This is a genomic window from Patescibacteria group bacterium (genome assembly GCA_041650995.1).
Classification (GTDB): Bacteria; Patescibacteriota; Patescibacteriia; order XYB2-FULL-38-15; family XYB2-FULL-38-15; genus JAHIRI01.
This window is the reverse complement of sequence record JBAZJZ010000001.1, coordinates 224,176-236,618: the sequence shown is the minus strand read 5'-3', so window position 1 is coordinate 236,618 and position 12,443 is coordinate 224,176. Positions and strand designations below refer to the sequence as shown.

Below are 12,443 nucleotides of genomic sequence, written 5' to 3'. Positions count from 1 at the left end.
AATTAATAAAGATTAATGCTAACTTACATTCTCTTTGTCTTGGGATTTATTTTTTTGATCAAGGGCGCAGACCTCTTGGTGGATGGCGCCTCATCTTTGGCTAAAAAATTTAAAATATCCAGTCTGGTTATCGGTCTTACAATAGTCGCTTTTGGCACTTCCGCGCCGGAATTAATTGTAAATATAATCGCCAGCGCCAAAGGTAACACTGAACTGGCTATCGGTAATATTCTGGGTAGTAATATTTCTAATATCTTTCTGATTTTAGGAATATCAGCCATTATTTTTCCCTTAGCGGTTAAGAAAAATACAACATGGAAAGAGATCCCATTGTCCCTTTTGGCTGTATTGGTAGTTGGTTTTTTAGCTAACGACGCCTTAATTGATAAAAAAATTTTTTCTGCGTTAACTCGTATTGACGGATTGGTTTTATTATCTTTCTTTACTATTTTTATATATTATACTTTTGGCATGTCCAGAGACGGCGGCTATGAGGCAAATGAAGATATCAAACAATTTAGCAACACTAAATCGACTCTTTTTATTATAGCCGGTCTGGCTGGTTTATTTTTTGGCGGCAAATGGATTGTTGACGGCGCGGTTAAAATAGCGACAACTTTAGATATTAGCGAATCTTTGATTGGTTTAACCGTTGTTGCAATCGGCACATCGCTTCCGGAACTTGCTACCTCTGCGATAGCTGCTTATAAAAAACAAGCTGATATCGCTGTCGGCAATGTGGTTGGTTCAAACATTTTTAATATTTTTTGGATTTTGGGAATAAGTTCAATTATCAGGCCACTCCCCTTTAAGACAGACATGAACATGGATATTGGAATGGTAATTATGGCCAGCTTTGCTCTGTTTATTTTTATGTTTATTGGTAAAAAACACATCCTGGAAAGATGGCAAGGGATATTCTTTTTAATTACATATATCTCGTACGTCACTTTCCTTGTTATAAAGGGTTAAATAAATATGCGGTGGGTTTTACGTTCAAAAATTCATAAAGCGATTGTGACTGAAGCGAATTTAAATTATATCGGAAGTATTACTATTGATAATATTTTAATTAAAAAAGCCGGCTTTTGGCCAGGCGAAAAAGTTTTGGTTGTCAGTAATACTTCCGGAGCGCGGCTTGAAACTTATATCATTGCCGGCGAACGCGATTCCGGCGTAATTTGCATGAATGGCGCGGCGGCTCATCTCATCAAAACTGGGGAGGAAATAATCATCATGGGTTTTGAATTAACTGGCAAACCAATAAAGCAAAAAAATATTTTAGTGGATAGAAAAAATAAATTTGTAAGATATTTGTAAATGTAAATTGGCGCAAACGTAAAAACTCTCCGTAATGAAGAGATTTTTTTGTATAAAAACTGGCGTTCCCAAAGGTTCGCCAGTGACCATGCGTAGTCGGATAGACACGACTCACGATTCTGTCCGAGATGCTTGCGGCTCGTCGCGAGGCTCGTTGATCCACTGCTTGGCACGCGCTTCTTGCAAAGCCGTTTCCAAAATCGCGATGAGCGTCTGGAAACCGCTGATGTGCCGCGGCTCCAACCGAACAATGGTCTCTTTGGCCAATTCCCGCGCTGGCCTGATATCCCTGGTGACCGCCGCAGCCCGCTCAGCCGTCAGCCCAGCCGCCACCGCCGCTCGTTCCACCTGCTCCAGTTCCTCGAGACCTAAATCCTCGTGATGACAAGACATTGCTTGCCCTCCTTTCTGTGAGCACATTATCACTTATATTTTAATATGTCAATCTAAAAATTTTTTCAACTTTTCCGTCTGAATTTCCCACTCAAATTCTTTTTCCACTCTTTCTCTCCCCTCTTCACCCATTTTTTTTGCTAAATTTTCATCAGTTAATATTTTAATCACTGCTTCGGCAATTTGAGTTATATTTTCCGGATCCACAACTAATCCCGTCACACCGTCCGCCACCGCCTCACCCACGCCGCCGCTTCCTCCGGCTACGACCGGTTTACCAAATTGGTTTGCTTCAAGATACACTGTGCCAAAACCTTCTACATCCGCCCCAATCTGCCGCGGCGTCATTATAAACACATCGCACAATTGATAAAAGGCCAATTTTTTTTCTTCGGAAATCTCTCCGGTAAATAAAATATTATTTTCTAATTTTAATTTTTCACTCTGAATTTTTAGTTTTTCGCTTTCCAGCCCATCACCGACAATTACATAAATAGCGTTTGGCACATGTTTTAAAATCTCTGTCATCGCCTCAATTACCTTATTTTGCCCTTTGCGCGCCACGAGCCGCCCAACCGTGAGAATTATTTTTTTATCGGCCAACCCCAGCCGATTTTTTATTTCAGAAATTCTTTCCGGTGCAATACCGGACATCCTCCCCGGACAAGGATAAATAATAATGATTTTATTTTCCGGCACGGCTAGTTTTACTAACTCTTTTTTTGTGAATTCACTATTTGCTACGACACCACTCGCCTGTTCTAAAATTTTGTTCATCAACTTTTTCTTCCGCGGATTTCCGGCGGCTGTCAAAATATCCATGCCATGACAGGAAATAAAATACGGAATCTTAAAAATTTTCTTCACAATCATCGCGACCGTTCCAACCGGTAAAACTTGGCTGACTAAAATTACTTCTATTTTTTCCCGCCGCGCCACGCGCCATAAATGCCAAACGAGCGGCAGCCATTTTGGCCATAAAAAATTCACAAATAATTTTTTGCGGTAAATTTTATACGGCTCATGATTATCAAAATTTTCTTCGCCCTTCTGTCGCGGCGCTAAAACCGCGACCTTATCAGCCGGCAACGCTCCGGCCACCCCAGCCAAATAATTCGCGATCCCGCCCCTTTGCGGCGGAAATTCAATTGTTGCGATTAATAATTTTTTCATATTTTCTCGCTTCTCCCATCAATCATATCCATGGCCTCTTCCTTTTTCAAGGCTTTAAAAATATTTTTTACATCGCGCCACTCCATCCCGCGAAGCAAAAATAATAAGCAAAAATAAATCGCCGCCCCGACCGGAACTAAAAATATCCAATAAACATACGGCCGCAAATAAATTATAACCGCGCTCATCGCTCCGGCGGAAATAACAATTTTAAAAAGAGCGCCAAAAATGAATTTTTTATTGTAATCCACCACTCGTCCGACAAAAATTAATCCCAGAATAAAAAGTAATGTATGGGATATCACCGTGGAAATTGCCGCTCCGAGATACGAGAACCTCGGTATCAAAATTACGTTTAAAACGACATTTACGAACATGGAAATGCCCAAAATGGTAGTATTGGCCATCTGGCGATCTGTGGCATTTAAAAGCGAGCTGACCGGATAATTTAAAAATATAAAAACCACGGCAAAAATAGCAACCTGCAGCGGTAAAATCGACGGAATATAGGAAGCACCGTAAATTTTTAAAACTAAAGGTTCGGCCAAAGAAAAAATACCAAAAGCAATTGGCAGAGCCAAAATTGCTAGATAAAAAAGTACGCGCTCAAAAGTTTTCCGGAGCATAGTTTTATCAGAAACATAATATGCGCTCATCGCTGGAAATACGGCCGCGGCAAAAGCCATGGGAATAAACTGAAAGGCGTAAGTAAGTTTATAAGCCACACTCCAAAACCCGACCGCGATGTCCCCCACCATTTTTGAAAGCAAAACTGAATCAAGATAAGAATAAACTTTTACAAAAATTCCCGCGAGCGCAAAAGGATAAGCAATTTTAAAAAGTGATATTAAAATACTTTTGTCCATCATCAAACGCGGCCGGATGTCGGTTTTTTTCCAAAGTAAAATTGAAGAAAAGAAAAAATTAAAAAGACTGCCCGACATTAGGGCAAGCAGTAAAAAATATAACGGCGCGTGAAGAATTAAACTTACGCCGCCAAAGATGATTATCAAAATTTCACTCACAACCACGCCAACTGATTCATATCGCAAATTTTGATGGCCACGGAAAACTGCGTAAAAAGTTACGTTGAAAGAATCCAAAAGCATCACAATCCCGGAAAGATAAACCATCAATTTGGTCGCCGCCGGATAATCTATGATATTAATCACAAAAACAACCGCGAGATATGCGAGCACACCTAAAACAACTTTTGCTCCCAAAATATTTCCCAAATATTTTCCCGCCATTTCTCTCTTCTTCGCCGTCTCGCGAATCAAAACTGAGGAAAGGCCAAGATCAACAAAAATAGAAAAAATCGTAGTAAAAGAAACAACAAAAAAATATTTTCCCGTGCCCTCAACTCCGGCTAAGCGGGCAATTAAAATAAAATACAAAAAAGCCAGGACTTTTTGTCCGACCGTGGCAATAGTTAAATAGATAGTATTTCTCGCGATTTTTTCTGATTCTTGAGGCATAAGCATTATCCAATTTTACCGCGATTTAGAGAAAAAATCAATAAAAACGACGCGAACCGTTATCCGCGTCGCAACTCCTCCGCTATTACCGCTTTTTCCCTCCACGATTGTGAGCGGTAAGGAGTACTTCTAATTCTTCTCTCGCCTCTTGGTAAACACTCGTTATAGCCGGCACAGTTCCGTAACCGCCCCCAAGCATCGGCGACAAGATTGGCATCGCTTTCAAGTTCCAGGCGGGATCAAGCAGATCCTCGTATGGCAAGCCGTTTCTTGATAGCTCCTTGATTGCGCGAACGACCATTACCAAAATTTGATCGATGCGAAGTTCCTTGCCCCGCTCGTCGTAAAGGCGGATACTCCACATACGCTCCAACCCGGCCATTTCCTCTTTGGCGCTCATGCCGGGAAGGAAATTCTGCAGGCCCCAGGCTCTCGCCATCTCATGGATATTGTAACGCCTGAAGATACGCCACTGCATGGCCATAGAAAACATTACTTCTTTCACGCCGCCGACGCAGTATTCCCAGCCATCCGCGAGGTAGTGCGCTCCAGCCATTTCGCCCAGAACGCGATACCAGAGTGACATGTAGGCATCCTGCGACCATTGCCAACACCTGGCTTCGAAAACCGAAGGCGCGATAAAGAGCAGAGACTTGCTGCTGCCGAGGCGATCAGCTAGAGCAACCCCGTCTTCAATGTTGGGCCTTACCACAAGTCCGTAAAACGCCTCGTCCCCGATCTTGACCGCAAGTTCAGTAGCACTTTTTGCGCCGTGCTTTTTCAAAGTGTCGTACAGGCGCCGGCCGCCGGTGATTGGCATGGTAACATAGGCGATATGCTGCCGCCGGTCACCCCGAAAAGAGCGCAAGGCGGAAAGTACAACACCCAAATTGACGAGTTCTGCCTTAGTCAGGCGAGCACATTCACTCGTATCGCCGAGAGGCGGTTCCTGTTTTCGCATTCCCTTCCTCCTTTAGGAAATCAACCTACTTTACCACGATGGATGAAAAAAATCAATAAAAAAACCGACGCAAAAATAGCCGCGTCGGTAGTTGTGTCTTCGAGTTGGTTAGGCCTCTCCGCCTTGCTACAAAAGCATCCTGAAGATGTAAAACGCAGCAAGACAAAGCGTAAAAACCCAAACAACGACACTAACCCAGTTTATGCGATACTCTGGGTGAATCTCTCCATCTTTAAGAAGGAATTCGGCCAAACCCATGTCGTGCATGAAGCGCTGCCAGCGTGAAAGACTCCTATACGCCTTACGCAGCAAAAGCTTTCGCTTGATTTCCGGGATGGTCAGCAAGCGTAAGACGCGGCGTTTTTCCATGAGCTCCCTTCTCTTCCTTGAACCTCCGTTATCGGAACGAGTCTCCAGACAATGAGCTCCTGTCGTTTCCTGGCGCATGAAAATCTCTCCCTTCTTTTTGTTGATGGGGAAATTTTGTCCTAAGGTTCTAATTTTAGATTAACAGAAAAAAATAATTTGTCAAGGTTAATTTTATAAAAAAGGCGCGAGACAAATTCCATCTCAGCGCCAGTGATGGCACAAAAAAACTGTCAGCTCCCGCGGTGCGGAATCGTTCCTCCGAAAAGCGGGAGCGAGAAGTCGTAGCTTTCTTCGGGCACGACAAACGGCGACGGTTTCAGTGGAACCACGACCACCATCACCTTCCTGGTGCTGGACCGCCATCCTTCGGGCATATTTTCCGCGACCAGTTGCTGCTTCTCGCCCCGTGGACATTCTTCGTTTTTTTCGACCATCAGCGCCCTCCTTCTGCTTACATTTAAACCTATTTTTATTTTTTAGTCAATTTACAAAATCAGCATTGCATCGCCGAAGGAGTAAAATCTGTATTTTTTCTTTATAGCAATTTTATATGCGCGGTCAACAAACTTTTTCCCGGCGAAAGCCGCAACGAGCATTATCAAAGTTGATTTGGGCACGTGAAAGTTAGTTATCAAGGCGTCAACAAATTTAAATTTATATCCGGGGTAAATAAAAATATTTGTCTCACCGGTTTGCGGTTTTATTATGGTCTGAGCCTGTCGAAGGCCGCCCCTCGACTCCACCGCTACGCGGAGTTTATCCTGAGCCGCGTCGAAGGACTCAGGGAATAATTTAGAACAGCTTTCCAAAACCCGCGCTGTAGTTGTCCCGCAAGCAATAATCCGCCGACCGGCGCGCTTGGCATTGTTTAACCGCTCGGCGGTTTTTTTATCCAATTCAAAATATTCGCTGTGAATTTTGTGCTTGGTAATATCTTCCTCTTTTACCGGTTGAAAAGTACCAAGCCCGACGTGGAGCGTAACATACTGAATCTCTACGCCCATCTTCTTCAGTTTATTCATCAATGACTTCGTAAAATGCATACCTGCCGTCGGAGCTGCCGCAGAACCCATTTTCTCGGCGTATACCGTTTGATAACAACTTTTCACTTTTGACTTTTCACTTTTAACTTTTATGTATGGCGGCGTGGGCGGCTGGCCTATCTTTAAAATTTGTTCCATTAATTTCGCACCGCCTAAATTAAATTTAATCACGGCAGTGTCCCCCGCCCGCTTTATAATTTCACCAAATAATTTTTTACTAAATTTTATTTTCAGCCCAATCTGCTTAGTAACCGGAACAAAACCCACAAGACATTGCCACAGAGTGGCTTTAAGATTTTTTAATAATAAAATCTCGACTCTACCGCCTGTTTCCTTTTTCCCGATCAACCTCGCTGGCAAAACTTTTGAATTATTTAAAACTAAGAGATCGCCCGGCTGAAAATATTTCCCGAGATTACAAAAACAGTCGTGTTTAATGGATTTTTTTTCACGATCTAAAACCATAAGCCGACAGGCATCGCGTGGTGAAACAGGTTTTTGGGCGATTAAATTTTTCGGAAGATTAAAATCAAATTCAGATAATTTCATACGAAAAAAGGACGAATTAACGTCCCTTTTATTATAACATGAAAATGCTCTTTATCTCTTTTGCCACTGCGGTGCACTACACACTCTTTTTAACTTCCGGACTTCAATTGTCAATTTCTTTTTCAACTTTACACCTACATCAAAGATCTGTCAAATCACAAGTTATCCACAATCTATTTTAATTCCGTCAACCGATTTTTAACAACTTTATGGACGGCCTGTTTTGATATTTTTTTCAACTCGCGGTGAATCTCCGTGATCGTGTATCCTTCGCAAAAATAAAGGAAAATAATCGCTTTGTGTAAAGCACTTTTTCTCATATAAATTTATTATAATAAATTGAATTTTAAAAGTCAATATCAACCAAAAATCAACTAAACTATTTGACAAATTCCTTGCCTATTGTAAAGTTGAATGTTCTTTAATTAAATAATAACAAAAACAAAAACTATGGTCAACAAAGAAATCATCAGTCAATTCTTAGTGTGGCTCCGCGCCGGCCATTCGGGAGCGACCGTCTCATCGTATTTTTGGGCGCTGCGCCAGCTTGAGATTTGGCTCGACCTGACGAGAAAAGAAATTTTAAAATTGACCGTCTCTGATTTTGCCAATTTTCTTTTGTGGCTTGAAAACCGGGGGCTGCATAGTGGCACGCGCTATCACTACATCACGGCCACGCGCTCCCTCTGGCACTGGCTCCATCAGCAAGGCCTCGTTCCCTATGCCGAAGGGCTGATCCCGATCCCGAACAGATACGACGTTAAATCTCACGAATGTTTAACGCCCGATGAATTTTTAAGAATGATAAATTATTTCGACGAGTTTTTCCCCAGGGATCTGCGCGACAAAACAATCGTCTCTTTACTCTTTGCGACCGGCGTGCGGATTGGCGAACTTTTAAGCATCAATGCTGACGACATAAACCTTAATAAAAAAATGACTGAGATCAAAACGTTCAAAAGAAAAAATCACAGACGTCAGATTTTCTGGGATGAGATGACAAACGATGTTTTGTATAGATGGCTCGACGTGCGGCAGAAAATGCTCGAGCGGGAGCACGTGGAAGCCGGAGCACTTTTCATCGCGCTTGATGCCAATAATTATGGAAACAGAATCAGCCCTTGCGCGGTCCAGCGCCTCTTTCGTCGGCTACGCACGAAATGTGGCATAGATAAAAAAATTACTCCTCACTCCTGCCGGCACGGATTCGCCACGCTGGGATCAAAGAATAATATTAACTTGGTATATTTACAAAAAATCTTAGGCCATGCGAGTATCCGCTCAACCCAGATTTACATTCATCCCGAAGACAAAGACATCGAGCGGGAGTACCATAAAATTTATGGTTCATCAAATCTCCGGCAAGGACTCTTGATAAAAATTTAGGGTGCGGTAAAATTAAAGAATATGCCACGACTTACGCGCGACAGCCGCAGCTTTCTTGATCTTCTTGCATGGTTTGTAATTGCCGCGGGAGTGGTTATGATTTTAAGAGCGATTTTCTTCCCAGGGTCTTGATAGGCCTTGCGCTTTTTTAGGGGTTGTGTTAATCTAAAATTAGTTGGTTAAACAATTTATTCTCGTTTCATAGACGAGGCGCAGGATTATCTCAATCGCCATAAAAGAGATAAACCATCGAGCGTGGTCGCTCCGCCAGACCTTCGGGTTTGTGGAGTGCTATGAACACTCGCCGCAAATGTGAAAAACAGAAACGGCGGGGCGTCTGCGCCCGGTGGTTTTGTTATCTATCTTAAATTAAATCCGGGGTACGGCAAACCGGTCATGTTTAAGCGCCGGATAACAAACACGAGTATGGCAATGATTTGCCGTCCGTGGATAACGCTTCGCAATGGCGTTCGCATTTATGCGAAAGACCATGGCAAGCGTGCGTTCTGTTTTTATGTTGACGCCAAAAAGCGTTATGTAAAAAAAGAACCAGCAGAGCAAACTGCTGATTCCACCGCCGGCTAAACACTTAACGGCCCTCACTAAAATGGGGGCCGTTTCGTTTTACTCAAAACACAAAATATCGGTATGCACAATTTTACCAAAGTATTTTTTTTCTGTCAAGGCCCCGACAAGCATAAAGGTCTTTTTTAGAGTTATCCACAACTCAAATCTTGTTTCTAAATTATACCACGGTTTGGTAGATTGAAAAAGTGGCGGAAAAATTTATGCCAAAAATTTAAGCGTATGCCTCCCAAAGAATATACGCCGTGCCGGTTGGAGAGTTGGTTTTTGTCCACGCCAAAGTGATGTTTGTGGCGTCAAAAGTAGCAACGGCGGTTTGATAGTTAGCCAAGGCAACACCGTACGCTTTGGCAATTTTCCCAGCCGGATTTTCTGCGATGTACGAATTACCGGAATAATCGTGAACTAAAACAACACACTCTTGCGTTACGCCGTTGTAGCAACCCTCGGCTCTTCCGGCTACAACCGATTGATTATAAACAACCGTAAGTCTGATATATTTTGGTATTCTTCCAAGTCCGTGAGCGATTGTCTGATCCCCGCTGGCCGCTGATAAATCTTTTGTGGCAATCCCCAGTTTCCTAGCCGCAGTCAAATCTTCCTGCTTGATTAAAAGAGCCGTAGCGGATACGGCAATGCCAACTTGTTTGGCGTACGCCCCTGCCGTGGCGGAGATCGCGCCTGCCGTTGCTGAAAGATAATAAAGCGCTCCAACTGTTAAACCCGATAATCCGGTTACCTTCCCGCTCGTTTGCACTTTTTTCACGTCATCTGCATTCCCCACCTCTTTGGCAAACCCGATAAAATTCAAAATTCGCTCATCACCAAAATCAGCATCGCATTTATACGCCTTGCCATCACTGGCTTTTAAATAGAGTGCGTTATTAACGGCGACGGTTTCGCCAAGCGTAAAATCACGATAGTCGTTTAAGGCCTCAATAAAATTAGCATTTATGTCTGTCACTAAGATTGGATATTCACCGGCGGCAAATGATTTTGTTGGCTCTGACATAAAAATTATAATTTAATTTCTTTTCCGGTCTCATCAAGATATTGATGATTTAAAAAATATTTGGCCTGTTCCGGTTTGGCAAAGACCCAGTTTTCTCCGTTCCAAGAAGCAAAAGTAATTTTGTACTCCTGCGCTAAAATACTGACGGCTCGGTAGGCGTCAATTTTGTCGTCTACTTCAATTTCAATTTTTAGAATTTTTGGCATAAATTAAACTGCATTAAAAGTATAAATACAATCCACAGTAAGTGATTCGAGAGCACTTTTAACCCAGGAAACATTAACCCTCGTCCATTCCTGCCCAGTTCCCGCCCCGGCCGCACCATCAATACAGTTTCTCCATTGTGTAAAAGTCCCGACAACTTCCGCGGCCGTAAAAAACCATGAAACATAGGCCTTGGCCGTCGCATCGTCGTAAGTCGCCGACGCCACCACTTTCCTAAAATATTCCGCGGGTGTTCCGCCGGTGCAGAGAATACCATAATTTATAATCCCTGTATAAGTTGTGTTATTGGCCAAACGCCTGGCTTCAACTGCCCGGCCGGCCAGCTGCACGGTATTTTTTATTTTGTAGGTTCGTTTTATTTTTCCAGTTTTAGCGTCTCTGATAGTGCAAGTGACGTTTTCGGTCACTGATACCGGATCTTTAATTTGATGGTTAAACATATTAAGTATAAATTAATTAAAGTATGAACATCGATCAAACGCGAACGGCCGTTTTGGATCATTCTCATCGATTGGAGTGTATGGTCCAAAAACCCACTGGATTGTAAATGGATCTCGCCGGACATTCTCGCTGATGCTAACCGCCTCTGTTATGCTGATATTTGCGTATTTAGTAATCTGCTCCGTGATTGAAACTTCCTCCTGGACTGTTTCAATTTTATCCAAAACCTCATCCTTTTTAATTTCAATTTTTTTGTCTTCCGCGGTCAACAATTTCTGCAAAATTTCAATCATGCCCATCGTTCGCGTCGTGACTAAAGAACAAGTGTGTTCCATTTCTCCGGTATCCGGCTTGCGCACTCTGGACGTAATGCGATTGATAGTGAACCATTCATCATAACCCCACACTGCCGAATTCAAATGAATTTTCTGGCCGACTTTTAAGCCGGATTCATAGCTCCTAAAACTGCCTTCTGAAATTTGTCCTGCATACGCGTAGAGCTCGGCCTTCGCTCTCTGCCGCGCGCCTTCTTTGCTGTCAATGGAATTATCAATAATCTTAAACTCATATTCTCCGTACAGCGTCACCGAGGCATTTTCTTGAATTTTTACGATGACCGGAATGTAGGGTAACCCTTCAATTTTCACAATCTGAGCGGCCGTGGGTTTGTTGTCTGATCTGAATTTAATTGCCTTCTCATTAAAATTATAAAGACAATCGTATGATGCCGGGTCGTGAATAAAATCTATACCGAGCGTTTGTGTCACTCCATTGACTTTAACAACTACACTTGCGTATTTGTAGCCAAAAGTATAAACCGTCTTGTCACCGTCCGCTTCCTGCTCTTCAAAATAGCTACTGCCCTTATACTCCCCGCCTCGGACGTAGATGACATTTCTCATCTGCTCGGCCTTCCGGTTTAGTTTCAACGATTTGCAAACAAATTTTCCGCTCGTATCATCCAAATCAAACGGCGCCAAATTTGTTTCCTTGCTGAAAAAATGAATATCTTTGGCATAATCAATGTACCAGTCATAATTAAACAGCTCTGCCAGCTGCTGGAGACATTTTGAAGGCTGCTCATAATTGAAAGCGATGAAATCTACTGTCAAAGAACAACTGACGTTTGTCGCGGTGAAGCCCGGGCAATAAGTGGTGAGAATATCCGCGATGATCGCGTTGACCGTCTGGCTCTCATAAGATTCAATAACAACTTTTCGGTCAAAAATATGTGTCCAATCTTTACATTTTACTTTTCTGTGAAATACCCTGCCTTTGTTTTCTTCTTCAATGCCGATGACTGATCCACCAAAAATTTTTGTGCTTCCATCCCAAACCTCTATCGTGTCAAGCAACTCGGGTTTATAAATTTTTGTTCCGTAATTTTTAATTTTAAATTCCAGGGTATCAACTTGATTGGTCAAAACTTCTGTTTTGGAAAAAGAAGACCAATCGATTTGGTCGGTTTTATCTATGTTGTTTACCCTGACCAAAATAGCCATAGTATA

The 12,443-nt window shown here is 42.6% G+C and carries 15 protein-coding genes; 5 read left to right on the top strand and 10 right to left on the bottom strand.

All coding sequences use genetic code 11. From position 1 onward, the window contains the following. Nucleotides 1-15: 15 nt before the first annotated feature. On the top strand, nt 16-972 hold the full coding sequence (locus WC445_01350) for a calcium/sodium antiporter (GenBank protein MFA5128593.1): 957 nt from the start codon (nt 16-18) through the stop codon (nt 970-972). Between the two features lie 6 nt (nt 973-978). Next, nucleotides 979-1,320: an aspartate 1-decarboxylase gene (gene panD / locus WC445_01345; protein MFA5128592.1), complete on the top strand. Its 342-nt coding sequence runs from the start codon at nt 979-981 to the stop codon at nt 1,318-1,320. Nucleotides 1,321-1,431: 111 nt separating this feature from the next. On the opposite strand, the gene WC445_01340 is transcribed toward panD, so the two are convergent. The 4 genes from WC445_01340 to WC445_01325 form a co-directional block, all read right to left on the bottom strand. Then, nucleotides 1,432-1,740 (bottom strand): hypothetical protein, encoded by a 309-nt coding sequence (locus tag WC445_01340; protein MFA5128591.1) that lies wholly within the window; start codon nt 1,738-1,740, stop codon nt 1,432-1,434. Between the two features lie 21 nt (nt 1,741-1,761). Beyond that, entirely contained in the window at nt 1,762-2,886 is a 1,125-nt protein-coding gene (locus WC445_01335) for a glycosyltransferase family 4 protein (protein ID MFA5128590.1), read from the bottom strand. Next, entirely contained in the window at nt 2,883-4,364 is a 1,482-nt protein-coding gene (locus WC445_01330; GenBank protein ID MFA5128589.1) for a flippase, read from the bottom strand. The genes WC445_01335 and WC445_01330 overlap by 4 nt, the downstream gene beginning before the upstream one ends. 85 nt (nt 4,365-4,449) lie before the next feature. After that, a complete protein-coding gene (locus WC445_01325) occupies nt 4,450-4,950 on the bottom strand; it encodes a hypothetical protein (GenBank protein MFA5128588.1) in 501 nt (166 codons plus the stop codon). Nucleotides 4,951-5,199: 249 nt separating this feature from the next. On the opposite strand from WC445_01325, the gene WC445_01320 reads away from it, so the two are divergent. Further along, nucleotides 5,200-5,610: a hypothetical protein gene (locus WC445_01320; protein ID MFA5128587.1), complete on the top strand. Its 411-nt coding sequence runs from the start codon at nt 5,200-5,202 to the stop codon at nt 5,608-5,610. Between the two features lie 314 nt (nt 5,611-5,924). Here WC445_01320 and WC445_01315 read toward each other — a convergent pair whose 3' ends face one another. Further along, nucleotides 5,925-6,128, bottom strand: coding sequence for a hypothetical protein (locus WC445_01315; GenBank protein ID MFA5128586.1), 204 nt, complete (start codon nt 6,126-6,128; stop codon nt 5,925-5,927). Nucleotides 6,129-6,179: 51 nt separating this feature from the next. Then, nucleotides 6,180-7,286: a tRNA preQ1(34) S-adenosylmethionine ribosyltransferase-isomerase QueA gene (gene queA, locus WC445_01310; protein MFA5128585.1), complete on the bottom strand. Its 1,107-nt coding sequence runs from the start codon at nt 7,284-7,286 to the stop codon at nt 6,180-6,182. 450 nt (nt 7,287-7,736) lie between these two features. Here queA and WC445_01305 point away from each other — a divergent pair, with 450 nt between their 5' ends. Both WC445_01305 and WC445_01300 read left to right on the top strand, forming a co-directional pair. Continuing rightward, nucleotides 7,737-8,672 (top strand): tyrosine-type recombinase/integrase, encoded by a 936-nt coding sequence (locus WC445_01305; GenBank protein MFA5128584.1) that lies wholly within the window; start codon nt 7,737-7,739, stop codon nt 8,670-8,672. A 312-nt stretch (nt 8,673-8,984) separates the two neighbouring features. Then, a complete protein-coding gene (locus tag WC445_01300; protein ID MFA5128583.1) occupies nt 8,985-9,257 on the top strand; it encodes a hypothetical protein in 273 nt (90 codons plus the stop codon). Nucleotides 9,258-9,471: 214 nt separating this feature from the next. On the opposite strand, the gene WC445_01295 is transcribed toward WC445_01300, so the two are convergent. The 4 genes from WC445_01295 to WC445_01280 are packed head-to-tail and all read right to left on the bottom strand — an operon-like array spanning nt 9,472 to nt 12,437. Next, nucleotides 9,472-10,269, bottom strand: coding sequence for a hypothetical protein (locus WC445_01295; protein ID MFA5128582.1), 798 nt, complete (start codon nt 10,267-10,269; stop codon nt 9,472-9,474). 5 nt (nt 10,270-10,274) lie between these two features. Then, entirely contained in the window at nt 10,275-10,475 is a 201-nt protein-coding gene (locus WC445_01290) for a hypothetical protein (GenBank protein ID MFA5128581.1), read from the bottom strand. A 3-nt stretch (nt 10,476-10,478) separates the two neighbouring features. Further along, entirely contained in the window at nt 10,479-10,934 is a 456-nt protein-coding gene (locus WC445_01285) for a hypothetical protein (protein ID MFA5128580.1), read from the bottom strand. A 12-nt stretch (nt 10,935-10,946) separates the two neighbouring features. After that, a complete protein-coding gene (locus WC445_01280; GenBank protein MFA5128579.1) occupies nt 10,947-12,437 on the bottom strand; it encodes a hypothetical protein in 1,491 nt (496 codons plus the stop codon). Between the last annotated feature and the right edge of the window lie 6 nt (nt 12,438-12,443).